A 22,984-nucleotide genomic window follows, 5' to 3' on the forward strand; every position below is an offset into this window, starting at 1 on the left:
AGAGAACGGGGACTTTCTGGCCGTCTCGACCACCCCCCAGTCTCGATCTCGTCGGGCGGAATCGCTACTAGTCGCGCGGCGGTAGTTACAAATCACCTCCCCGCACACGTCCCGACGATGCAGTCGGGATTCGTCGAGGGATTCGCGTCGGTGGTGGGAACCGACCCGCTGGTGATGGGGTTGGTCGGTGGGCTCGTCATCGCGGGGCTGAACCTGCTGGGGGCGTCGCTCGTGTTCGTCTGGCGCGACCCCTCCGAGCGGGCGCTCGACGCCGCGCTGGGGTTCGCCGCCGGGGTGATGCTGGCGGCGGCGTTCACGAGCCTCATCATCCCCGGCATCGAGGAGTACTCGGGCGGGAACCCGATACCGACGCTGCTGGGCGTCGCGCTGGGCGCGCTCTTCCTCGATCAGGCGGACCGCTTCACCCCCCACGCGCACTACCTATTGACCGGTCGCAAGCGCCCGGACGCCGCCGACCCCGCCGAGTCCCTGCCCGGTTCGGACGAACGGTTGACCGGCGTCGTCCTGTTCATCCTCGCCATCACGCTCCACAACATGCCCGAGGGGCTCGCGGTCGGCGTCGGGTTCGGCGCGGCCGCGACCGACCCCTCGCAACTCGGCGGCGCGCTCTCGCTGATGCTCGCCATCGGCATTCAGAACGTCCCCGAGGGACTGGCGGTGTCGGTCGCCGCCATCAACGCCGGCCTCGACAAGCGCTTCTACGCCGTCGTCGCGGGCGTCCGCGCAGGCGTCGTCGAGATCCCGCTGGCGGTTCTCGGTGCCGTCGCCGTCACCGTCGTCGAGCCGCTCCTCCCCTACGCGATGGGCTTCGCCGCCGGCGCGATGCTGTTCGTCATCTCCGACGAGATTATCCCCGAAACCCACCGCAGCGGCCACGAGCGCGTGGCGACGCTGGGGCTGATGGCCGGCGCTATCGTCATGCTGTACCTCGACATCTCGCTGGCCGGGTGAACGCAGTTTCGGTAACGCCGCCGACAGAAATGTAGCTCTGCAAACATTAACGTCCAAGTCGACCGTCGATACGCGTATGTCCGAAAACGAGTCCCGGCCGCTGGTCGTCGGCGTCGTCGGGAGCCTGAACGACGATAGCGTCACTCGACTGGCCACCGAACGCGCGCTCGCGGCCGCCGCGGACCGCGGTGCCGAAACCGAGCTACTGGACCTCAGAGCCTACGAGTTACCGGTGTTCGATCCGAACGCCGACTCCCCGGCGGACGTCGCCGAACTGACCGACCGTATCGAGGCCGCCGACTCGGTCCTGCTGGGGACGCCGATGTACCACGGCTCCTACGCCTCTCCGCTGAAGACCGTCCTGGACTACGCCGGCTTCGAAGAGTTCGAGGCGACGACCGTGGGCCTGCTGGTCGTCTCCGGCGGGAACTACCCGCTCCCGGCGCTGGACCACCTCCGATCGGTCTGTCGCGCTCTCGACGCGTGGGTGCTTCCCCATCAGGCCGCCGTCACCGGCTCTCACGGCATCGACGGCGAACTGCCGGAGGGCGACCGCGGCCGAGTCGAGGAACTCGGCGAACGGGCGGTCGCCTACGCCGACATCGCGCCGGCCGACCCCGAGGCGCAGGCTCCGCCCGCCCCGGCCGACGATTAATCGAACGCCGTGACCGCGCCCGTCCCGTCGAGCACGGCGACTCGCTCCGCGTCACCGGGAGCGACCCGGACGGCGACCTCCCACGGGTCGGTCGTGCGGACCGTCACGGCCGCCGGGTCGACCACGAACGGGAGTTCCCAGACGGGGCGCTCGCGCAGGTCGACCCCGTTCTCGTAACAGAAGCCCTGGACGCCGGGGTGGGTCAGCAGCACCGCCCCCGGCGGGACGTAGCTGTGGTAACTACACCGCTGACACTCGTAGCCGACGGCGACGGAGTGGCCCCGGACCGCGACGGCCTTCGCCGGCGGGCCGTCGCTGAACTGCCGCGCGACGTGACCGGAACACACCGGACAGCACTCCGCGTGTGCCCTGGCCCACGCCGACCGCGCGACCCGGTCGAAGGCGCGACCGATCTCGTCGCCGCTCCGGCCGACGAGACCGCCGGGGTCGAAGGGATGGCGGAGGTGGCGGAGCCCGCACTCCCGACAGGCGACGCGTCCGCCTTCGACGGTCCTGTACGTGAAGGCCAGTCCGCCGCCGCAGTCGATGCACGACCCCGATAACGGCTCGCTGTCGCGGCCGTCCCGTCGGTGGAACGCGCCGCCCTGAATCGCGTCGACGACTCGATGACCGGGATAGGTCAGCGCGTACAGGCCGTCGTCGGTCTTCGCGACGAACCGGCCCTCGAGCTTCGAGAGGTGGTAGTTGAACTTCCCGCTGTCCCGCTCTCCGACCCGCTCGCGTAACACCGAAAAGGAGAGCCGCTGTCGCTCGGCCTCGCCCAGCGCTCGGAGGATGGAGATGCGGAGTTCGTGGCCCACCAGTCCGAACGCCTCCTCCGGCGAGAGGGTCGCCTGTCGCTCCTCGGCCATACCGCCGATTTACGTCGGCTCGGTAATAGTAGCTCCGCTGTCACCTGTCGTAGGGCCAGTTGGGGTCCCGGTCGAACTCGTCGGCGGCGACGGAGCCGTCGGCCTCCTCCGGCGCGCAGGCCCCGTGCTCGCGGAAGTTCTCGCGCGCGGTCGAGAGCGAGACGTGGTTCGTGTCGCTGACGTAGTCGGTGTCGCCGAACTGATGCGGGTCGTCCATCCAGTGACAGACGGGACACATCTCGTAGGAGCCCGGTGCCCCCTGCGGGAGTGTGCGATAGCCACAGCACGGGCAGTAGCCCAGTTCCCGCGCCGCGGGGTTCCCGGGTGCGTCGGTGGACATGCACAGTGGTATGGGTTGTCGTGACAAATAGATGGCGGGTCGTTCACGACGCCCCGAAACCCCTGGAAGGCGGCGCTACTCGGACTGCGCGGCCTCGACTTTCTCGGCGTACTCTTCGAGTTCGGCGGCGAGTTCGCGGGCCTGATCCGCCGAGAGCGTCACCGAGTCGGCGTGGGGTTTCACGGAATCGAGTTGCGTGTTGTCCATCTCCAACTGCAGGGAGACGTGGTCGGGGTTCTCCCGCGGCGCGGTGACGTTCAGCACCGCGAGCGCCTCCTCGTCGAAGCCGTGGCCCTCTACCGTGCCGTCGAGCAGGTCGAACGTCGTGTACGCGTTGACCTTCATGATGCGGTCTGCCATGCTCCTTCGTTGGGGTTTGGCCGTCTAAACCTCTGTGCTCTGTCCGGACGCGTGCGGTGGTACTCGAAATCCTTCGGCCAGATCGGCAGCGATACCGCTCCAGCAGCGTCGAAAGCCCCCGGCCGGTCGCGGTCGCTGCTCGACATATCCTCGCTCGCGCCTCGCTCGGATAGCGATCGAGCAGGCGACTCCTCTTCGACGCGATCGGCCGGCCCCTTCATTCCACCCGATCGCCGTGTCACCGGCAGAAGCCGTCGGTTGCGTCGTCAGCAGAAACTGGCGGCCGTGTCGCCGGCAGAGACAGGCGGCTGTCGCACCGGCGACGAGCGCCGTTCTACTCGTGAGCGCCGTTCTCGTACGTGAATCCGACCGCCTCGGCGTCGGCGGCGGCGCGGTCGATGGCCGAATCGAGGTCGAACTCGCGGACGACCTCGCCGTCCCGAATCAGCGGTTCCATCAGCGACTCGGCGTCCTCGGGCGCTTCGCGGTCGGCGAGACCGATGTGGTGGCCGCCGTCGGCGGTGCGGTACACCGCCTTCTTGCCGGTCAACTTCCCGCGCTTGGCGGCGAGTTCGCCCTCGACTTCGACGATGTCCAGCGCGAAGTCCAGCGGGTCGGCGTTCGAGACGTAACTGCCGACGCCGAAGCCGTCGGCCACGTCTCGCAGGTCGCGCAACTGCTCGGGACCCAATCCGCCGGAGGCGAAGACGTCCACGTCTCCGTGGCCGTGGGCATCGAGCGACCACCGGACTTCCCGGAGGATGTGCCGGAAATCACCGCGGCGAGAGCCGGTCGTGTCGATGCGCACGCCGTCCAAGTCCTCGATCGCCTCGGCGGCCCGCACCGCCTCGTCCACCTCGTCGCTGTAGGTGTCGGTCAGCGCGATTCGCGGGGTTTCGGCGGGGACGCCCTCGTCGAAGGCCCGCCACGCCTCTTCCTGATTACCGCGGCCGAAGCAGATGACCAGCGCGTGGGGCATCGTCCCGCCGGCCTGCCGACCGGTCGCGCCCTCGGCGGCGACGTTCGAGAAGCCGTCGAGGCCGCCCAGCAGGGCCGAGCGCTCTATCATCGCACCCAGCGACGGGTGGACGTGCCGGGACCCGAAGGAGAGCACCGTCGAATCGGGCGCGGCGTAGCGGATCTCGAGAGCGCGCGTCGCCACGCCGGTCGGGTGCGAGAGGAAGCCCAGAAGTGCGGTCTCCAGCCGGCAGAACTCCCGGTACGGTCCTTCGATGCGCATTACGGGACCGCCGTCGAACAGTTGCCCCTCGGGGACCGCGTCAGCGTCGATGGCTCGCCCTTCCAGCAGCGCCGCGGCGTCTTTCAATCCGGCCAGGAGGTTCCACTCGCCGGTGGCGAACTGACTGGCTGTCACCTCGGCGACCACGTCGGGGTTCTTCCCCGCGTGCGCTAAGGCCTCCATCGTCCGGTCGAAGTAGGCGTCGGTCGCCCGCCCCTCGCGAATGGTCTCGGGCGAGATAACGTCGAACTCCTCGGTCATACCCCGCCTTCGGACGGCGATTCAAAAAGGACGCGGGTCCGAACGGCGGCAGCGGGGACGAGTCGCCGCCTCTCGCCTGCCGCGCGTGACTATCGTTCCACGACCGGTCGGTCGGGCTCGTCCACGGTCGCCTCTATGAGCGCCTCGCTTATCTCGCTCTTGCGGTGACTGACCTGCAGGTGGACGTACACGTCGTTCGCCGCCGCCAGTTCGTGGCCGCAGAGCGGGCAGGCGTGCGTTTCCTCGGTCCGGTCCGTCGCGGTTGCGGGTGTCAGCGATTGCATATACTCGAATAGTGTTACTGAAACTATATGAATCTGTGTAATTGAGATACTGTCAGGTTCGTCGACATCTATATCGCTACCGAGACGGCGACGATTCGTCCCGTTCCCGCCGCCGGAAGCGGCCGATCCGCCTTACTCACCTCATCGAGGCCGGTGGATAGCGCTCAAATCATCGACCGTCGGTCCGTTGACGATGCGGACGGTGTCGCCCGTCCGGGTGATGCGGAAGGCGTCCTCGAAGGAGCTGGACTCGGGGACGACGTAGACGTTCTCCCGGGGCTGGCTCGCGCCGTGTTCCTCGACCAGCGCGGCCCGGTAAGCCTGTGAGAACTGCCGAGCGTCCTGTTCGCTGTCCCACCTGCTGACCCAGACGTAGCCGCCGCCACCGGTGCCGTCCTTGTACGGGACGACCTTGTCGCCGGCCCACCCTTCGGAGGGGTCGCTCACGTAGGAGTAGCGATCGGCGTCGGTCTGGTTGTTGTGGTACATCGTGGCGAAGATGGAGGCCTCGCCGACGGTGTCGCCGACCGGATCGTGGTCGAAGCGCGACCACTCGTCGGTCGAGCGGTCGGGGACGGTGAGTTCGACCGGCTCCTCGTCGGGGTAGCGGTCGGGGTGGATGACCTGTTCGGTGCTGTTGGGATACTGGCGGTGGAGGGCGTCGACGGCCTCCCAGCCACCTTCCTCGTAGACGCTATCGACGAATCGGGGCCCCGAAACGTACGGCTGGAGGAGGACGGTCAACAGGCCGGGGTTCATGCTACCGCCGCCGCCCCCGCCGCCGCTCGCCTCGGGGTTCGCGATGCAGGACCACTGCTGGTCACAGCGGTTCCGGTACAGCGCCTGCACGTAGTTGGCCTCGCCCTCGATGGCCCCGTCCGTCGAGAGCTGGGTGTCCTGCGTCTCAGCGGAGGTGTTCAGCCCGAACTGCTGGTCCTGGAGGGCGTGGACGAGTTCGTGCGAGAGCGTCCCTCTATCGACCGTCGGCGTCTCCGTCGGGCTGACGATGACGATTCGGTCCCGGCTCGGCGAGTAGAACCCCTGGACGGACGTCGAGAGCGTGTCGTCTATCGCCTCGCTGCTCCCCTCGTCCTCGCCGATGAGCAGCAGGGCTTCCCACACCTGGTCGTTCCACGGGTCCGCCGGCGGCCCGGCGGCCCCGCTCTGGTTGCCCCGCGAGCGGTTGCGGTACTCCGCCCGCGAGATGACCTCGACGGGGACGTCGCTCGTGAACTCCCGCTGTCGTATCTTCTCGACGCGAGCCATCGTCCGGGCGGTGACGGCCTCGCGCTCGCTCGCGTTGAGTCCGTCGTCGGTCGTCACGTCCACGGGATCGTCGTACCAGTAGCCGTTCTCCCAGCCGAGGGCGTCACCCCCTTCCGGCGTCGCAGGGTGGTCGCTCTCGCTCCCGCCGAAGGAGGGGACGGTACAGCCGGCCAGCACGATAGTCAGTGCGAGTAGTAGCTCTCTACGCATCGTAGACCTCTTGCAGTTGCGCTTCGCTCGGTGCGTTCACGACGGTGACAGTCCCGCCCTCGACGTGTACGGCGACGGCGTCGGTGAAGGGGCTGTCTTCGGCGATGACCCAGTTCCCGTCGGCGGTGCGGGTGCCGCCCCAGTGCCGGATAACGGCGGCCCACGACTCCGCGAACGTCCGGGCCGCGGCCTCGTCTTCCCAGGCGGTCCGCCAGACGTAGGCCGACGCCGATCCGTCGGCGTAGACGTACATGCGGCCCCCGTCCCACTGCTCGGCCGACCGCAACGCGTAGTTGTACGGGTCGCTGCCGTCGATCGAACCGTTCTCCTCGTAGTTGAAGACCGTCCGAGGGTCGACGACGGCCGACTCGTTGTAGTCGTCGGTCAGCGTGTACGCCAGCGACGCGGCGATGGCCGACGGGCCGACGACGGCGTAGTCCGGCCGGTCGCGGTCGGTCGAGGGTCGGACCCGCTCCCACTCGTCGCTCGACCGGTCTTCGAGGGGAACTTCGCGAGGCTCCCACTCGGGGTACTCCCGTGGATTGATGACCTCGCGCGCGCCCTGTGGCTTCTCGTCGTAGGCGTCGTCGACCGCCGCCCAGCCGCCGCGTTCGTACAGATTATCGACCAGTCCCGGTCCGTCGCTGTACGGGAAGTAGAGCAGGTAGGAGAGCCCGAAGTGCCGGTCGCCGCCGCTACCGCTGCCGGACTCGCTCTCCAGGCACTCCCACTGCTGGCCGCAGCGGGCGGTGTAGCGGGCCTCAGTCGCGCCCGCGTCGCCCTCGACGAGGCCGTTGCGGCCCTGTAAGGCGTCTCGGGTCGCGGCGTCGCCGCCGCCGAGGCCGAACTGCTGGTCCTGAACGGCGTGGACGAGCTCGTGGGCAAGCGTCGCCTCGTCTATCGTCGGCGTCGGGGAGTCGCTGACGACGACGATGCGGTTCTCGGCCGGACTGTAGTACCCGAGCACGCTCGACCCGAGCGTGCTCTCCTGGACGGCGATGGAGTCGCGGTCCTCGCCGATGAGGAACAGCGCCTCGAACTTCGCGTTGTCGAACCGAGTGAGCGCCTCGCCCGGGCCGTCGCGCTGGCTCCGGTTCGACCGGAACGCCTCGCGGGAGACGACGTCGACCGGGACCCGCTCTTCGAACTCCAGTCCGCGGACGAACTCGACGCGTGCCATCGACCGGGCGACGACGGCGCGCCGCTCGCTCTCGTTGAGCCCGTCCTCGGTCGTGAGTCCGAGCGTCTCGTTGTGCCAGTAGCCCCGTTCCCAGCCGAGCCGGTCCCGTTCGGGGTCCGATGGCGCACGCTCGCTCCCGGCCGAATCGCCGTTCGTGCCGCCGCTTTCCGCCTCGCTCGTCTCGTTTTCGAGTTCGAGCGTGAACACCGCGTCCGGTGTCTGTGTCTGTTCCGCGTCCGTTCCGGTTTCGGAGGCTCCGAACCCCTGACAGCCGGCCAGCAGGAGGGCCGCGGCACAGACGAGGACGGCGGACTGACGGCGCATCTACCGTCTTCACGGGAGGCGCGGTGAAAAGTGACACGCCCGGGGGAAGGTTCGTAGGGGCGGCGACCGAACCGTCGAGTATGCGACTGGACCCGACTAACACCGCCGTCGTCGTGGTGGACATGCAGAACGGCTTCTGCCATCCCGACGGCAGCCTCTACGCACCGGACAGCGAGGCGGCCATCGATCCCGTTACGGAACTGGTCGCGGACGCCCGCGACGCTGGCGCGAGCGTCGTCTTCACGCGGGACGTCCATCCCCCGGAGCAGTTCGAGGACGCCCACTACTACGACGAGTTCGACCGCTGGGGCGAACACGTCCCCGAAGGCTCGTGGGAGGCGGAACTGGTCGAGGACCTCGAACCCCGCGAGGACGAACTCGTCGTCGTCAAACACACCTACGACGCCTTCTATCAGACCCAGCTCGAGGGGTGGCTCGACGCCCACGCTATCGACGACCTCGTGATCTGCGGGACGCTGGCGAACGTCTGTGTCCTGCATACGGCCTCCAGCGCGGGCCTGCGGGACTACCGACCGGTTCTCGCCGAGGACGCCATTGGGTTCATCGAGGAGGACCACCGCGAGTACGCCCTGGAGCACGCCGACTGGCTCTTCGGCGAAGTGACCGACCGCGAGGGTATCGAGTTCGGCGAATGAGCGATCCGGTCCGCGGAGACGTCTCGGAGGTCGACGACGGTCCCGAGTACGACCTGAACTTCCGCGAGCATCCCGAGCGCTACCGCCACACGAGCGACGAACGGGGCGCGTTCAAGATATCACCGTACAAGAGCGAACTGCTCCCCGACTGGACGATATCGGACCTCCGCCCGGCCGCCGAAGCCGCACGGACCATCCACGACCGCTACCGGGAGTACCGCGAAGCCGGCGACTTCGTCGGCATGGACGTGGCTCAGAAGTACCTCCAGATGGGGTGGACGCGGTCGATGCGCTACGCGAAGTATCCGGGTGGACAGAAGTACGTCGACGGACGGGAACGAGAGCCGGAAGTGTGGTACGATCCGGAGAAACGCCGTATCGCCCGGGTCTATCGGTTCCACCTCGATCGAGTCAGGGGCGACGACGCCTACGAACGGGCGAAGGCGCGTCACCGCGAGCGCTATGGCGAGGACTGACGCTCGAACGTCACGGTGACGTCCTCACCGACCGCCAGTTCGACCCCCTCCCCGACGAGCTTCGCGCCCGCGTCGTCGCGCGAGCAGAACAGCGCGAGACCGGTGACCGGGTCGCCGTTCGCGTAGACGGTCACGTCGTCCCACGTCACCGTTCGACCGTCGGCGCTTCCGACTCGGCGTCCCGCGAGCGCGACCCGTTCGCTCCCCGAGTCACCCAGCAATCCGCCGCCGTCGTAGTGCGGGAGACCGCCGTCGATAACCCCCTCATCGCCGCCAGTGCCGCCCTCGTCGTCGCTCTCGTTCGCTATCCCCGCGAACCGCTCGCCGGGTGCCGGATGCTCGGGACCGTCGAGGCGCGCCCACGTCTCGCCCGCCTCGACGACGGTTCCGGTGCCGTCCCAGGCGAGCGGTTCGACGTCGGCGTCGACCGAGACCGGAAGCGACCCCGACGCTCGATACGGATTCGCCTCGGGCGAGCGGAAGCCCAGATGGACGTGGTTCGGGACCCACGGCGCGAAGAAACCAGCGCGGACGAGTTCACCCACGTCGTCGCCGACGGCCACCGTCTCGCCCGGTTCGACGCCCGGTTTCACGTGGAGCAACCGGGCGACGTGCTCGCCGGTGTCGATCAGAATCAGGTAGTCGTCGGCGGCGGCGTAGGGCTTCGGCGGCGCGCGCACCCGTTTCGTCTCCAGCACCTCGCCGGCGACGGGCGAGGGCGCTCGCCGGCCTTCCGGATAGAGGTCTATCGCACGCCCCTCGTCGTGGGCGTCGAACGGCGAGTTGTACAGCGAGAAGCGGTAGTACCGGCGGAGTACGTCCCGCGGGACGGTGACGGCCATCGGCGGAGATTAGCGAGCACGGCGTATGGGCCTGTCGTCCGAGCGTTCAAGTCTGGTGAGGAGACCACGCCAGCCCGTGAGCTAACCATCGCCGCGACGGGTCAGCGGGAGTGCGACACGCCCCGTCGCGTCGCCGCGTGTCGCCTGTTCGCCACTCGCTCTCCGACCACGGCGTTCGACGGGAGCGTTTAGTTCTCGCCGTCCCTACGGCGGTTATGCGCCTCCTCCGCGGGCGAGCGAGCGACCGCGAGCGCGACTACGCGCGCACTCGGGAGCTGGCCGACCGAGCGGCCGACGACGGGACGCCCGCGCTTCGCGTCTGGACCCCGCACCGACAGATCGCCTTCGGCCGCCGGGATCGCCGCGCCGAGGGCTACGACCGCGCCCGAGCGGCCGCGACAGAGCGGGGCTACGCCACCCTCGAACGAAGCGTCGGCGGCCGAGCCGTCGCCTATACCGGCAATACGGTGGCGTTCGCGCTGGCCGAACCCACCGCCGACGGTCGCAGCAGCATCGGCGCTCGCTACGACCGCGTAACGGCGGCGGTTCGGCGGGCGCTCGCCGACGTCGGCGTCGAGGCGCGCGAAGGCGAACCGCCCGATTCCTTCTGTCCCGGGACCCACTCGCTGCAAGCCGACGGCAAACTCGTGGGGGTGGCACAACGAGTCCGGCAGCGCGTGGCGCTCACCGCCGGCATCGTCGTCGTTCGGGACCACGCGGCCATCGCCGCGGTCCTCGACCCGGTGTACGACGCGCTCGACGTACCCTTCGACCCCGACTCGGTAGGGAGCGTCGCGCGGGCGGGCGGCGTCGGCGACTCGGAGGCCGTCGTCGCGGCGCTCGAACGTGAACTCGTCGGCGACCGCGGCGTGACGGCCCGCGAGACTGTCGAGTGAGCCCGCGTTTTCGCGGTCGCCAGCGCCGCCTTCCGAGACACTTAGGGAGGCCCCCGGCGGACAGGGCGTATGCTCATCCGCAACGCGACGCTCGCGGACGGCCGGCAACGGGACGTCCGGGTGCGCGGTGAGACCGTCGCCGAGGTCGGTCGGGACCTCTCTCCCGACGACGAACGCACCGTCGAGGCCACGGGCAAGCGCCTGCTGCCCGGGATGATGGACGTTCACGTCCACTTCCGCCAGCCCGGCTACCCGCACAAGGAGACGTGGAAGTCCGGCTCTCGCGCCGCGGCGGCGGGCGGCGTGACGACGGTGGTCGACCAGCCCAACACAGACCCGCCCACGATCGATGGCGAGGCCTTCGACCGGAAGGCCGGGTTCGCCGCCGACTCCGTCGTCGACTGGGGAATCAACGGCGGCGTCACGGCGGACTGGATCCCGAACGTCCTCCTGCGCCGACGCCTGTTCGCGCTGGGCGAGGTGTTCCTCGCCGATTCGACCGGCGACATGGGCATCGAGACGGATCTCTTCGAAGACGCGCTCGAAGCGGCGACCGAGAACGGCGTCACCGTCACGGTCCACGCCGAGGACGCCGACTCGTTCAACGAGGACGCCCGCGCCCGCGACGACGCCGACGCGTGGAGCGCCTACCGCACCGCCGAGGCGGAGGCGATCGCCGTCGAGCGGGCTTGCGAGGCCGCGAAACGAATGGACGCTCGTATCCACATCGCCCATACGTCCACGCCGGAGGGTATCGACATCGCCGCCGAAGCCGGAATGACGACCGAAGTGACGCCGCATCACCTCCTGCTCTCGCGGCGGGACCTCGGCGATTTGGGGACGTTCGGGCGGATGAACCCGCCCCTGCGTCGGGAGAAGCGCCGCCGCGGCGTCTACGAGCGGGTCGTCGACGGCACCGTCGACATGATCGCGACCGACCACGCGCCCCACACCCGCGAGGAGAAGGACGCCGGCATCTGGGACGCGCCGTCGGGCGTGCCCGGCGTCGAGACGGTGCTGCCGCTCCTACTGGCCGAAGCGCGTGACCCCGATACCGACCTGACCTACGAGCGCGTCCGGGACCTCACCGCCGCCAACCCCGCCGCGGTCTTCGACGTGCCACAGAAGGGGACCATCGAACCCGGCAAGGACGCTGACCTGGTGCTTGTCGACACCAGTGAGACGACCGAGATCAGCGGCGAGGACCTCCACACCGACTGCGGGTGGACGCCGTTCGAGGGCTTCGAGGGGATCTTCCCCGAGTGGACGATGGTCCGCGGGACGACAGTCTACGAGCGCGATTCGAACGAAGACGTCTTCTACGGCCATCGGGGCGAGAACGTCCGCGACGCCGACGGCGAAGTCCTCCAGTAGCGGGGCAGGGGGTGTGCGATTGACGCGCACACCCGCGCCGCGATGATATCGGATGTTGACGAATCGACAATTATGGTTCGCTGTGAGAACTGCGGCGCGGAGGCCGAGACCACCGAGGAACTGGACCACGAGGACGTCGAACAGATAGAGATCGACGAGGGCGGGGACGGCCCGCCCCGCGTCCGCTACGGGGCGAACATCCGCGACCTCTGGCTGTGTAAGCAGTGCGGGAAGGTTCTGGGGGTCAGCTGATCACTTCTCGTCGACGCCGAACTCGTGGCCGCACTCCGGGCAGCAGACCTCGTCGTGGCGGAGCGCCGCCGAGTGCTCGCGGACCTCGCGCATGACCGTCGAGATGCGGTCCTCGGCCTCCATCTCGTCTTCGACGGCGAGGTCGACTCCCTCGACTTCCAGGAGGAACTTCGCCACCTCCGTCGCCTCGTACATCACGTCGTCGAGTTCCTCGGCGGTGAAGAAGTCGGACATCGCGCCGTAGAGGAACGTCGCGCCGGCCTTGCGGACCTTCTCCTCGAAGGACGCGCGGGCCTGATTGACCGCCTGCGGGGTGTACGTATCCGTCATGAACGGGACGAGTTCCGGGAGGTTCTCGCCGATCTTCGTCATCTCGACGCCGGTCTCGGTCCGGAAGTCCGCACAGAGGCGGGCGATGGCCCACTCGCGGGCGGTGACGTACGTCCGCTCGCGCAGGAACTCGTTGGCGCGGTCGTAGGTGCCCCCCTCGATCTTCTTGAACCGCTCGTACTTCCGGACGTCGTCGGGGACGTCACTGGCCGGCGCGACCCCCTCGCCGAGCGCTTCGTCCGCCACCGCGTCGGTGTTCTCGGCGTCGGCAGTCTCGACGTCGTCGGCTCCGTCGTCGCTGCCCGCAGCGTCGCCGCCCTCGCTGTCGGCGTCCGCGTTCTCGTCCGGTTCGTGGGGCGTGACGACCCGCGTCGGCGTCTCGTCGCTCTCCTCCGGCGGCGCACCCTCTGTCATTGGCGTCTCTGTGTCCCCGCGGGGAAAAAGCGTATCGCCAGCAGCGTGCGCGTCCCCGTCTCACACGCCGCAGTCGTGGGGGTGGCTTTTTGAGCGACGCCACCGAGTGACCGCGTATGAACGTCCTGCTCGGGATCGGAGGGAGCCAACTCTCCTACCACGCACTCGACGAGACGATCGCACGGGCCAAGGAGACGGGTGACGAGGTGACCGTCGCCATCTTCGACAACGAAGAGGCGGATACGGACGCCGACGAGATCCGGGAACGGGTCGAGTCGACGCTGTCCGAGGCCGACTTCGAGGCGTCGATACGCCGCATCGAGGGTGAGTCGCCGGGGAGCCGACTCATCGACATCGCCGAGAGCGAGGAGTTCGACCGCATCGTGCTGGGCGGCGGCGAGCGCTCGACGCTGGGGAAGATCCAACTCGGCTCCATCGTCGAGTTCGTCCTGTTGAACGCACAGACGCCCGTCACGCTCATCCGATGACCAGAGAGTACCCCGACGACCCCGCCGGCGAGTTCCCCGCGCCGCCGCGGACCGTCACCGACGCCGAGGGCCGCGAGATCGAACTCGTTCCCGCCGACGATGCCGAACGCGGACGCCTCGTCGAGATGTATCTCGACTTCGACCCGGCCGACCGCGCGCAGGGCATCCCGCCGGTCAAGGAAGAGGCGATCGAGAAGTGGCTCGATACGATCCTCGAAGGCGACTGCGTCAACGTCGTCGCCCGTCACGACGGTCACGCCGTCGGACACGCGACGCTCGTCCCGGACCGCCACGACGAGCACGAACTCGCCATCTTCGTCCTACAGTCGTTTCAGGGGGCCGGAATCGGGACCATGCTGTTGGAGACGCTGCTCGGACAGGGACAGGTCGAGGGCATCGGGCGGGTCTGGCTCACCGTCGAGCGGTGGAACGACCCCGCGATCGCGCTCTACCGGAAGATGGGCTTCGAGACGAGCAACGCCGAGAGCTTCGAGATCGAGATGGCGATCCAGCTCTAGACCGAGAGCACCGGCTGGCTCGCGTACTCGAGGACGTACAGCGCGGCGCGGCCGATGGCCTCCTCGCCGCCGCCCTCGCGCGGGACGACGATGAACTCCGCGCCGACGTCTTCCGCCGCGTCTAAGATGACGCCTCCCGGCGTCTGCATCAGTCGCTGTTCCGAGAACGCCGTCGCGGTCGAGGTATCGAGACCGCCGTCGTGACCGGCCGCCTGGACCTGCTCGCGTATCTTCTGGGTGAACGCGCGGTGCTCCTCGGCGACCGACTCGGCGTCGACGAAGCCGTCGTCGATGTCCCGTTTGAGCCGCTCGTCGACGACGAACAGCAGGTGGAGGTCGGCGTCGTATCGCTCGGCGATGGCGATAGCGTACTCGGCCGCTCGCTCGGCCCGGTCGCTCCCGTCGACCGGCACGAGCACGAGGTCGATGTCCATCATCTGTCACTGTGACCGGCCCCGGCAAAAAGCCATCCCATCAGCGCGCCGCGCTCGTCCGGCGGCCGAGGGAGCGGCTTTTTGGTCGTGCCCGCGGTACTCCGGCATATGTTCGAAACGGTGGTCATCGCGACCGACGGTTCGGGGAGCGCCCAGCGAGCCGTCGAGGCCGCGCTCGACCTGGCCGCACACTTCGATGCGACCGTCCACGCGCTGTACGTCGTCGACTCCGGCGAAGTCGAATCCACGCCCGAGGAGGTCCGCGAGGAACTGGAACGGGCGCTCGCGACCACCGGGGGCCGCGCGCTCTCGTTCGTCCGGGAAGCCGCTGCCGCCGAGGCCGACGACGACGTCGTCACGGCCGTTCGGGAGGGCGACCCCGCCGACGAGATCTGTCGGTACGCCGACGAGCACGACGCCGACGTGGTCGCGACGGGGACGCGGGGCCGGCACGGCGACCACGGCTTCCTGCTCGGTAGCGTCGCCGAGGAGATCGTCCGACACGCCGAGATGCCCGTGTTGACGGTTCGCCAGCTAGAGGGCGAGGCGAACCCGGAACGGAAGCAGGTGTAGCTCTAACCGGGTTTTCAGTCATCGAAACGAACAGGGGTTGTGCCGTCGAACGCCGAGACGTGCCCTCCAGCTCCCGCCGCGCCTTCCTCGCGGCTACCGGTGTCGGTCTCGGCTCGCTCGCGGGTTGTAACGCCCTCTCGACCGATCCGCCGACTACTTCGCCGCCGACTGTGAACCTCGCCGGCCGAACCGTCTTCGTCGACTCGCAGGTGCCCGTCCCCGACCGCGCCGAGTTCGACCGGACCAACGACACCACGGCGGCGGACGTCGCCGTCTTCGCGCCCACCGAGGCCAACGTCGAGCAGGTCGCGGTGACGCTGGCCGACGGTACGCCCGTCGCCGTCGCCGGGGCAGACGCGCAGTGGACGCTCATGCAGGCCTGTCGCGAACTCGATGCGAGCTACGGGCTCGCCAGCAGCGGGTGGGGAGCTCAGACCCGATTCGTCGCGGCGGTACCCCGCGGCGATCGACTGGACACCCACGTCTTCGTCGGCGCGGAGCTCCCGCGGGACCTACCGTGGGCGCTGAGCGAGACGCTGTCGCCCCGGGCGCAGTCCTGTACGGTCCCGTTCGAGCGCGTCGAACTCCCCGACGACGTAACCCGTCTCGGGACTGCCCGCATCCGCGGGCGAAACGACGTCGCCGGGTTCGACCGGCTCGACAGCGTCCGCGTCCGAACGGACGACGAGGACGTGTCGCCGGTGTTCGTCGACACGTCGGCGACCATCTGGAGCGGAGAAGCGGCGGACGGCGACGACCGCTACCGCGCGGACAGCGTCGCTCTCGCGGCGGAGTTCGACGCCCGACTGGACCGCATCGGTCCCGGAAGCCAAACGACGGAGTCGCTGACGGTCGCAGACGAGAGCGATACGACGGAAGACGAGGCCCGGCAGGTTTTCACGCCGGAAACTGACGCCACGCGAGACCGGTTCACCGCCTGCTCGCGCTGCCGCGTGATCCCCGACGAACTCGGGGACCGATTCTCCTACCTCGCCAACGCGCGCTTCCGGTGGCGGGACCCGCGACTGCTGCGCTCGGACGACGTCTGGAGTCACCACACGCCCGGCGAGGCGGTCTGGTATCCCTGAGACCGCGGGGTTCATTGCCGGCGACTGGCATGAACGGGCATGGACGACTGGCTCATCGACGACGACCGCCTCTCTGTCGGCCGCAAATCCGTACTCCCCGGAGAGGGGTTTTTCTTCCCCGACTCCTTCGAGGAGGAACAGGCCGAGGCCGAGGCCGCCGAGACGCTCGCCGGGGCGGGCGTCGTGGTCATCGCGGACCCGGACGCCGACGGACTGGCCTGTACGGCCCTGATTCGAGAGGCCCACGGCGAGGGGGCGCTCCTCCCCGCCGGCCCGCACGAACTGCAAGAAGCGCTCGCCTGGACCGCCGAGTACGCCGAACCCGACGCCACCGTCTTCGTCTGTGACCTCTGTCCCGACAGCGAATCCGACCTCGGTGCCCTGCCGGACCTCACCGCTCGCGTCGAGCGCGTGGTCTGGTTCGACCACCACCAGTGGGACGACGAACTCGGCGCGACGGTAGACGAGGCCGGCGTCGAGCGAACCGTCGGCGACAGCGACGAGGTCTGCACCGCCGACGTGGCGCTCGTCGAACTGGACCACGAGTTCGAGGAGCGCTGGGCGGACCTCGCCGCCGTCACCCGCGACCACGACCTCTGGATACGCGACGACGAGCGCAGCGACGACCTCGCGGACTTCTCGTACTGGTCCGAGCCGGAGGAGTACATCGACGCTGTCGCCGAACACGGGGCGGACCTCTCGCCGGAGGTGCGGGAGTTCCTCGCCGAGCAGCGCGTCGAGAAGGAGGCGCTCATCGAGAAGGCCGTCGAACGCGCCGAGATGCGCGAGATCGGCGAGTGGACCGTCGGCGTCACCTACGGCCGCTGCTCGCAGAACGAGGTCGCCGAGGCGCTGCGAGAGCGCGGCTCCGACGCCGCCGTCATCGTCAAGCCCGCCGGCTCCGCCTCGATCCGGGGCACCGAGAACTTCGAGCGCGCCCACGAGGTCGCCCAGCAGGTCAACGGCGGCGGCCACCCGAAAGCCGCCGGCTGCAAGCCCGACATCTACGACGACATGATGGACTACGCCCATCATTGGACGACGCGCGGCGCGGTGGCGAAGCAGGCCATCATCGACGCGTTCCGGCGGCTTCCCGAGGAGGACGACGAGGGCGTCGAAACAGAACGATAGCTAGCCGGAGTCCCCGTTTCTCGTCCGCGTAACGCTGACACGCCCGTCGGTCGAACGCCGACCTGCCGATGTCCACCGCCCTCCCCGCGTGGCCCCCGACCGAGCGGCGTCGCTCGGCGACCTCTCCACGGCCGCCGTCGTCGGAGCCACGCTGTGCGTCTTCGAACGGTCGCTCCCCTACGCCGCCGGTGTGGCCGTCGCGTTCTTCGCGCTTCGACTACTCGCCGACCTCGCCGAGGCCGCGATCGGCGACTACGCTGACCACGCGCTGTCCGGTCTCCTCGTCCTCGCAGCGACGGGTTACGCGCAGTTCTGACGCCGCCGTCGTGGCTGTTCGCCGGCGGCGTCGCCGTCGGTGGCTGGTTCCTCCTCGACGGTGTCCAGCACCTCCGCCGCGGCGTCACCCGCGACGAAGTCGGGATAAAATACCCGCACGAAGGCGGTTTGATCGCCGGGCTCCCGAAGGCGCTGCTCGTCCGTGCGGCCGAACCGTTCCTGTTGTAGCGTCGTCGGCTACTGCGCTGCGACCCACTTGTCGCTGTACCGTTCGCCGCAGGCACAGACCGCGTAGGCGTGGATCACGTCGCCCTCGGCGTAGAGGCCGCCGACGTCCTCGTTCTGTTCCTCGGCGAAGGCGAAGACGAACCGCGTCGTGTGGTTCTCCTCGGGTTCCTCCTCGGCGACCGGGCAGTCGGCACCGGTCAGGTCGTCGTGGACCGTCCCGTCGGTCTCCATCGCCTCGCGGGCCAGCGCCATCGGGTCGATGCCGGTCGCGGACTGGAACGCGCTCCGGCCGTCGTCGCCGGGCAACACGAGGACGTGCCCGTCCTCGACGGCGTCGGCGTAATCGGCCAGCGCGCCGGGGTTCGAGACGGCGTCCTCGTGGAGGAAGAAGAGGACGTCGTCGGGCCGCTCGCCCGCCAGAAACTCCGTGTGCTTGCTCATGCTCGCTCGGAGTCGCCGGCGACGCAAAAGTGACGCGCTCTTCGACGGCCGAAAGTCCGTACGAGCGCGAGTACGGCCGTCGCCGTCGTCAGTCGTCGGCGACCGAGTAGTCGGCGACGGCCGATTCGGTCGTGGCCGCGTCTATTCCGTACAACTGCTCTCGGACGCCGGAGCGGAGGTACGCGAGCAGTCCCCACATGAGACAGCCGAAGCCGGCACCGATCGCCGGAGAGAGCATCCCGAGCGAACCGAACATGACGGCCTTGATGAAGAGGCCGAGCGTCGTGAGCCCGGACGTCTGCAGCGGAATGCGGGCGTTCGGGTCGCGCAGAGCCGGGAGTATGGAGAGCGTCAGGACGAACGTTACTACCGTAATGATATACTCTTGCCACATATTATCGAACTTCCCCCGCGACCGAGAGAGAATATACCCACACCGGTCGCAGTACTACTTCTACCCCGGTCCCCGATATATACTTTTACATGCAAAATCATATGTGATATTCCGCGGCATCTCCGCATCTTTCGAGCGAAAAGTGAACAGTTCGCAACCCACTACTCGAGACGAATCAGGGCCAGACAGCGCGTCCACTCCGAGCCATCAGGGTCGGGAAGCCCGATTGTGGCGGTGTAGGTTCCCGCTTCGAGCGTCGTTCCGGGACTAACGAGATCGACGACCGCAGCGAGCGTCCAGTTCTGCGTCGCTCCGGGTGAGAGCGCGAGCCGTCCGTTTCCGGAAGACTGCTGTTCGATCGTTCGCTCGCCGCCGTCGCATACGAGAGACCGATTCCCGCCGCGAGCAGAAACGCTCCCGAGGCGAAAACCGCGCTTTGAGCGATGGCTAGCGCTCTGAATCGTTCGAACCGCAAAGAGAGAAGTTCGTTCGAAAGCGGTGCAGCGGAGTCGACGGGCGGGACAGGCATCCGCGACCTACGGCCGCGGTTCTCGGAATCGCCGCGACGCGGCGATTCCGCCTTTTTCGCCCATGTTTTTGCGCGGGGGGTTGAGAGCGCGAAGCGCTCAACTCCCGTGCAAAAACGTGGCTTACATCATGCCGCCCATGCCGCCGCCCATGCCGCCCATGCCGCCGCCCATACCGCCGGGCGCGCCGCCGGGGCCGCCGGGTCCGCCTTCGTCCTCGTCGTCGTCGCCCTGGCCACCCTTCAGGTCGCCGGCGGCGATGACGTCGTCGATGCGGAGGATCATGACGGCCGCTTCGGTCGCAGACTCGATGGCCTGCGTCTTCACGCGCAGCGGTTCGACGACGCCGTCTTCCTCCATGTCGACGATCTCGCCGGAGTAGGCGTCGAGACCGGAGGTGACGGCACCGCCGTCGTGCTGGCTGCGGAGGTCGACGAGCGAGTCGATGGGGTCGTGACCCGCGTTCTCCGCGAGGGTGCGCGGGATGACGTCGATGGCGTCGGCGAAGGCCTCGACGGCGAGCTGCTCGCGCCCGCCGACGGAGTCGGCGTAGTCACGCAGGCCCAGCGCCAGCTGGGTCTCGGGGGCACCGCCGCCGGGCAGGACCTTGCCGTCCTCCAGCGTGGCGGCGACGACGCCGAGCGAGTCCTCGATGGCGCGCTCGACCTCGTCGACGACGTGTTCGGTGCCGCCGCGGAGGATCATCGTGACGGCCTTGGCGTCCTCGACGTCCTCGACGAAGATGCGCTCGTCGCCGGCGATGTCCTTCTGAGCGACGGAGCCGGCGAAGCCGAGGTCGTCGGCCTCAATGTCGTCGATGTTGGAGACGATGCGCGCGCCCGTCGAGCGCGAGAGCGCCTCGATGTCGGACTTCTTCGCGCGGCGCACCGCGAGGATGCCCTCCTGGGCGAGGTAGTGCTGGGCCATGTCGTCGATGCCCTTCTGGCAGAAGACGACGTCGGCACCGGCCTCTTTGAGCTTGTCGACGTACTCCTTGAGCTGAGCCTCTTCCTGGTCGAGGAACTGCTGGAGCTGGTCGGGGTCGGTGACGTTGACCTCGGTGTCGAGTTCCGTCTCCGGGACCTCGATGGCCGTGTCCAGCAGGGCGATGTCCGCGTCCTCGACGGCGAAGGGCATGTTGTCGTGGACGCGCTCCTTGTCCACGATGACGCCCTCGACGAGTTCGGACTCGTCGGTGGAGCCGCCGACGACCGTCTCGACCTGGACGTTGTCCGTGTCGACGGTGCCGTCGTCGTCGGCGACGGACTGGGCCGCGCGGACGACGAGTTCGGCGAGAATGTCCTTCGAGGACTCCGCGCCCTTACCCGTCATGGCGGTGCCGGCGACCTTCTCCAGCGTCTCGGTGTCGTCGGCGTCGACCTCGATGGCGTTCTCTTCGAGGATCTCCTTGGCCTTCTCGGCGGCCTGTCGGTACCCCTGTGCTAGGATGGTGGCGTGGATGTCCTGGTCGAGGAGCTCCTCGGCCTTCGAGAGGAGTTCGCCGGCGATGACGACGGCCGTCGTCGTGCCGTCGCCGACCTCGTCCTCCTGGGTCTGGGCGACTTCGACGATCATGTTCGCCGCCGGGTGCTCGATGTCCATCTCGTCTAAGATGGTGACGCCGTCGTTCGTGACGACGACGGACCCGGAGTTGTCGACGAGCATCTTGTCCATGCCCTTCGGGCCGAGTGTGGTCCGAACGGCCTCCGCTACGGCCGTCCCGGCCGTGATGTTCATGGACTGTGCGTCCTTCCCAGAGGTGCGCTGGGACTCCTCGGAGAGTACGATCATGGGCTGGTTGCCCATCTGCTGTTGAGCCATAGTCAGACGATGATTGAATGTGATTCTATATAAAGCTTTCCGTGCCGGTGAGGCCATCGCCGCACTGGAGCGGTGTCACCCGGTGTGTGATAGAGTACCGTGGGGAGTTTAAGTACGGAGTTCGGTCGTCAGTCGCCCGTCAGTAACTCATTCCGAACCGGCGGTGGCGCAGTTCCGGCGTGATCTGGATGCGCGAGACGTCTTGACCGGTGCGGTACCAGACGAACGCCGCGCGCGTGAACAGTTCGCGACATTCGATTCGTACCTCGCGTGGAACCCCCTCGGTCCGTTCGTGAACGTCTTCGATGGCCGATCGCGTGAACAGGTCCGGGGCTTGCCCGTCGTACGGTTCGCCCCGGAAGTACGCGAACGAGCGGGCGACGTACTCGGCGACGTCGTCGGGACCGAACGGCTCGATGTCCTCGTAGTAGCGCAGCCGAGAGTCGAGCGTCCCCCGAATCTCCGCAACTCGGCGTTTCCCCTCGGGCGTGCCGCTGAGAAAGAGCCGGACGCCGGCGTCGCCGGCCACCTGTAACGGCGAGAGCAGGTCCGCCTGCAACACCTCGATCTCGTCGACGACCAACAGGAGCGTCTTCCCCCGTGCGCGGACGCGCTGGACGGCCTCGCGGACGGCGGCTTTCGCCTCGGCCGTCGCCCACGGGATCCCGTTTCTGACCTGCGAGTAGCGAGCGAAATCGACGGAGTAGCCGGCCGCGTAGGCCGCTTCGAGTATCGTCTGATAGAGGGACCGGGGCGTCGTCTCGCGGGGGTTGTCCAGATGCGTGACGACGAAGTCGTCGTGTTTCGAGAGGTCCCGCAGGACGATCTCGCGGAAGGCCGACTTGCCGGTGCCGTACGGACTCACGAGGCCGATGTGCTGGTCCTGTAACAGCCACGAGGTGACCTGATTCAACATCGCCGTGTCGTGGCGGACGTACAGCGGTTCGGGCATGTGGTCCAGCCCCGCCTCCTCGGTGAAGGGGAGGTCCGTAACGTCTTCCGGGTGCCCGCCCAGCGCCTCGCCGAAGGCCAGGAGCCGCTGTTCGACCTCGTTCAACTGGTCCAGCAAGACGCCCTCGGAGGCGCTCGCCGACCGCTCGTCGTCCTCGCTCCTGAGTCGCTCCAGGCGGTCCATCACGTCGCCGACCGACCGGCCGCTCTCGGCCTCGGTATCGGTCCCGCCCCCGCCGTCGAAGTCGTCTGGCACGGTCGTTCCTCCCCCTCTTGACTGTCGGCGGCGTTATATGTTACGCTCAGACCGGTGGAAAAACGGCGGTTCCCGCGGTGCTGTGTCGGCGCTCGGCGGTCAGCCGGAGAACTGGTGGTACTCCAGTCCCTTGTGCTTCATCTCGTTGTGCTTGCGTTCGAGGAAGGAGTAGACGGAGCCGTGCGGTGCGCCGTCTAACAGCATCTCGGCGGCTTCCCGCACCGCGTCGACCTGTTCCGGCCCGCCGATGATGCCGAGCGTCGACCCGTAGATGACGACCGACGCGCCGGACAGCTCCTGCATGAGCTCGCGCGTGCGCCCGCCCTCGCCGATCAGCCGGCCCTTCTGTCGTCGGAAGTCGTTCTTGTTTCGGGAGGCGGCCTCGATGTCGATGAGTTCGAACAGCATCATGTCGTCTTCGAGCAAGGCGAGCGCGTCCTCGGGGGCGAAGCCGCGACCGATGGCCTTCACGATGTCCGGTCCCTTCAGCGCCGTCACGGGGTCGCCGACGGTGTCAACCTTCACCGTGCCGTCCTCGGAGTCGATGTCGAGTCGCACCTCCGCGCGCTCCTCTATCTCGCGCATGGTCTCACCACCCTCGCCGATCAGCACACCGATGCGGTCCTGCGGAATCTTCACGTGCTTCATAATATA

Annotated in this window: 29 protein-coding genes; 13 read left to right on the plus strand and 16 right to left on the minus strand. The window is 68.3% G+C overall.

The genetic code is table 11. The features are described 5' to 3' along the window. The first annotated feature begins 117 nt into the window (after positions 1-117). Positions 118-972, plus strand: coding sequence for a ZIP family metal transporter (locus EGH23_RS12040; protein ID WP_220580237.1), 855 nt, complete (start codon positions 118-120; stop codon positions 970-972). Between the two features lie 76 nt (positions 973-1,048). Continuing rightward, positions 1,049-1,627, plus strand: a complete 579-nt coding sequence (locus EGH23_RS12045) for an NADPH-dependent FMN reductase (protein ID WP_220580238.1) — start codon at positions 1,049-1,051, stop codon at positions 1,625-1,627. Here EGH23_RS12045 and EGH23_RS12050 read toward each other — a convergent pair. The 7 genes from EGH23_RS12050 to EGH23_RS12080 all read right to left on the minus strand — a co-directional run bounded on the left by EGH23_RS12050 (position 1,624) and on the right by EGH23_RS12080 (position 7,964). Continuing rightward, on the minus strand, positions 1,624-2,499 hold the full coding sequence (locus tag EGH23_RS12050; RefSeq protein WP_220580239.1) for a DUF7351 domain-containing protein: 876 nt from the start codon (positions 2,497-2,499) through the stop codon (positions 1,624-1,626). The genes EGH23_RS12045 and EGH23_RS12050 overlap by 4 nt on opposite strands. 40 nt (positions 2,500-2,539) lie before the next feature. Beyond that, a complete protein-coding gene (locus EGH23_RS12055) occupies positions 2,540-2,839 on the minus strand; it encodes a CPCC family cysteine-rich protein (protein WP_220580240.1) in 300 nt (99 codons plus the stop codon). 75 nt (positions 2,840-2,914) lie between these two features. Then, a complete protein-coding gene (locus EGH23_RS12060; RefSeq protein WP_220580241.1) occupies positions 2,915-3,199 on the minus strand; it encodes a DUF6360 family protein in 285 nt (94 codons plus the stop codon). A 334-nt stretch (positions 3,200-3,533) separates the two neighbouring features. Next, complete coding sequence (locus EGH23_RS12065; RefSeq protein ID WP_220580242.1) at positions 3,534-4,700, minus strand: nicotinate phosphoribosyltransferase; 1,167 nt, start codon at positions 4,698-4,700, stop codon at positions 3,534-3,536. A gap of 89 nt (positions 4,701-4,789) precedes the next feature. Beyond that, positions 4,790-4,984 carry a hypothetical protein gene (locus EGH23_RS12070; protein ID WP_220580243.1) on the minus strand — a complete coding sequence of 65 codons (195 nt, stop codon included), beginning with the start codon at positions 4,982-4,984 and terminating at the stop codon, positions 4,790-4,792. Positions 4,985-5,125: 141 nt separating this feature from the next. Continuing rightward, the gene (locus tag EGH23_RS12075) at positions 5,126-6,460 is read right to left on the minus strand and encodes an Hvo_1808 family surface protein (protein WP_220580244.1); all 1,335 of its coding nucleotides are present in this window, start codon (positions 6,458-6,460) and stop codon (positions 5,126-5,128) included. Beyond that, positions 6,453-7,964, minus strand: a complete 1,512-nt coding sequence (locus tag EGH23_RS12080; RefSeq protein WP_220580245.1) for an Hvo_1808 family surface protein — start codon at positions 7,962-7,964, stop codon at positions 6,453-6,455. Before EGH23_RS12080 ends, EGH23_RS12075 begins: the two co-directional genes overlap by 8 nt. 80 nt (positions 7,965-8,044) lie before the next feature. Between EGH23_RS12080 and EGH23_RS12085 the strand changes: the two genes are divergently transcribed. Beyond that, the gene (locus EGH23_RS12085) at positions 8,045-8,620 is read left to right on the plus strand and encodes a cysteine hydrolase family protein (RefSeq protein WP_220580246.1); all 576 of its coding nucleotides are present in this window, start codon (positions 8,045-8,047) and stop codon (positions 8,618-8,620) included. Further along, positions 8,617-9,096, plus strand: coding sequence for a DUF4385 family protein (locus tag EGH23_RS12090; protein WP_220580247.1), 480 nt, complete (start codon positions 8,617-8,619; stop codon positions 9,094-9,096). Before EGH23_RS12085 ends, EGH23_RS12090 begins: the two co-directional genes overlap by 4 nt. Here EGH23_RS12090 and EGH23_RS12095 read toward each other — a convergent pair. After that, the gene (locus EGH23_RS12095; RefSeq protein ID WP_220580248.1) at positions 9,081-9,938 is read right to left on the minus strand and encodes a DUF8155 domain-containing protein; all 858 of its coding nucleotides are present in this window, start codon (positions 9,936-9,938) and stop codon (positions 9,081-9,083) included. The two genes, EGH23_RS12090 and EGH23_RS12095, sit on opposite strands and share 16 nt — an antisense overlap. Before the next feature lie 215 nt (positions 9,939-10,153). Between EGH23_RS12095 and EGH23_RS12100 the strand changes: the two genes are divergently transcribed. The 3 genes from EGH23_RS12100 (at position 10,154) to EGH23_RS12110 (ending at position 12,460) form a co-directional block, all read left to right on the plus strand. After that, positions 10,154-10,834, plus strand: a complete 681-nt coding sequence (locus EGH23_RS12100) for a lipoyl protein ligase domain-containing protein (RefSeq protein ID WP_220580249.1) — start codon at positions 10,154-10,156, stop codon at positions 10,832-10,834. A 69-nt stretch (positions 10,835-10,903) separates the two neighbouring features. Continuing rightward, positions 10,904-12,208, plus strand: a complete 1,305-nt coding sequence (locus EGH23_RS12105; RefSeq protein ID WP_220580250.1) for a dihydroorotase — start codon at positions 10,904-10,906, stop codon at positions 12,206-12,208. A 72-nt stretch (positions 12,209-12,280) separates the two neighbouring features. Further along, positions 12,281-12,460: a hypothetical protein gene (locus EGH23_RS12110; RefSeq protein WP_220580251.1), complete on the plus strand. Its 180-nt coding sequence runs from the start codon at positions 12,281-12,283 to the stop codon at positions 12,458-12,460. Here EGH23_RS12110 and EGH23_RS12115 read toward each other — a convergent pair whose 3' ends face one another. After that, entirely contained in the window at positions 12,461-13,204 is a 744-nt protein-coding gene (locus EGH23_RS12115) for a DUF5806 family protein (protein ID WP_220580252.1), read from the minus strand. A gap of 116 nt (positions 13,205-13,320) precedes the next feature. Between EGH23_RS12115 and EGH23_RS12120 the strand changes: the two genes are divergently transcribed. After that, entirely contained in the window at positions 13,321-13,692 is a 372-nt protein-coding gene (locus tag EGH23_RS12120; RefSeq protein ID WP_220580253.1) for a universal stress protein, read from the plus strand. After that, complete coding sequence (locus tag EGH23_RS12125; protein ID WP_220580254.1) at positions 13,689-14,210, plus strand: GNAT family N-acetyltransferase; 522 nt, start codon at positions 13,689-13,691, stop codon at positions 14,208-14,210. Before EGH23_RS12120 ends, EGH23_RS12125 begins: the two co-directional genes overlap by 4 nt. Here EGH23_RS12125 and EGH23_RS12130 read toward each other — a convergent pair. Beyond that, entirely contained in the window at positions 14,207-14,644 is a 438-nt protein-coding gene (locus EGH23_RS12130; RefSeq protein WP_220580313.1) for a universal stress protein, read from the minus strand. The two genes, EGH23_RS12125 and EGH23_RS12130, sit on opposite strands and share 4 nt — an antisense overlap. Before the next feature lie 108 nt (positions 14,645-14,752). Between EGH23_RS12130 and EGH23_RS12135 the strand changes: the two genes are divergently transcribed. The 4 genes from EGH23_RS12135 (at position 14,753) to EGH23_RS26335 (ending at position 17,752) form a co-directional block, all read left to right on the plus strand. Beyond that, the gene (locus tag EGH23_RS12135) at positions 14,753-15,217 is read left to right on the plus strand and encodes a universal stress protein (protein WP_220580255.1); all 465 of its coding nucleotides are present in this window, start codon (positions 14,753-14,755) and stop codon (positions 15,215-15,217) included. Positions 15,218-15,276: 59 nt separating this feature from the next. Next, complete coding sequence (locus tag EGH23_RS12140; RefSeq protein WP_220580256.1) at positions 15,277-16,305, plus strand: hypothetical protein; 1,029 nt, start codon at positions 15,277-15,279, stop codon at positions 16,303-16,305. Positions 16,306-16,344: 39 nt separating this feature from the next. Continuing rightward, positions 16,345-17,436, plus strand: a complete 1,092-nt coding sequence (locus EGH23_RS12145; RefSeq protein WP_220580257.1) for a DHH family phosphoesterase — start codon at positions 16,345-16,347, stop codon at positions 17,434-17,436. Between the two features lie 88 nt (positions 17,437-17,524). After that, on the plus strand, positions 17,525-17,752 hold the full coding sequence (locus EGH23_RS26335; protein WP_236044773.1) for a hypothetical protein: 228 nt from the start codon (positions 17,525-17,527) through the stop codon (positions 17,750-17,752). Here the strand turns inward: EGH23_RS26335 and EGH23_RS26835 are convergent. The 6 genes from EGH23_RS26835 to EGH23_RS12175 form a co-directional block, all read right to left on the minus strand. Then, positions 17,737-17,871, minus strand: a complete 135-nt coding sequence (locus EGH23_RS26835; RefSeq protein ID WP_268899436.1) for a hypothetical protein — start codon at positions 17,869-17,871, stop codon at positions 17,737-17,739. The genes EGH23_RS26335 and EGH23_RS26835 overlap by 16 nt on opposite strands. A 78-nt stretch (positions 17,872-17,949) precedes the next feature. After that, positions 17,950-18,381: a DUF5807 family protein gene (locus EGH23_RS12155; protein WP_220580258.1), complete on the minus strand. Its 432-nt coding sequence runs from the start codon at positions 18,379-18,381 to the stop codon at positions 17,950-17,952. Between the two features lie 88 nt (positions 18,382-18,469). Continuing rightward, positions 18,470-18,775 (minus strand): hypothetical protein, encoded by a 306-nt coding sequence (locus EGH23_RS12160; RefSeq protein WP_220580259.1) that lies wholly within the window; start codon positions 18,773-18,775, stop codon positions 18,470-18,472. Between the two features lie 650 nt (positions 18,776-19,425). Beyond that, positions 19,426-21,108: a thermosome subunit alpha gene (thsA, locus tag EGH23_RS12165; protein WP_220580314.1), complete on the minus strand. Its 1,683-nt coding sequence runs from the start codon at positions 21,106-21,108 to the stop codon at positions 19,426-19,428. A gap of 154 nt (positions 21,109-21,262) precedes the next feature. Beyond that, the gene (locus EGH23_RS12170; RefSeq protein ID WP_220580315.1) at positions 21,263-22,258 is read right to left on the minus strand and encodes an ATP-binding protein; all 996 of its coding nucleotides are present in this window, start codon (positions 22,256-22,258) and stop codon (positions 21,263-21,265) included. A 171-nt stretch (positions 22,259-22,429) separates the two neighbouring features. Continuing rightward, on the minus strand, positions 22,430-22,978 hold the full coding sequence (locus EGH23_RS12175) for a KH domain-containing protein (RefSeq protein ID WP_135305803.1): 549 nt from the start codon (positions 22,976-22,978) through the stop codon (positions 22,430-22,432). Between the last annotated feature and the right edge of the window lie 6 nt (positions 22,979-22,984).

It is taken from the genome of Haloarcula nitratireducens, assembly GCF_019599505.1.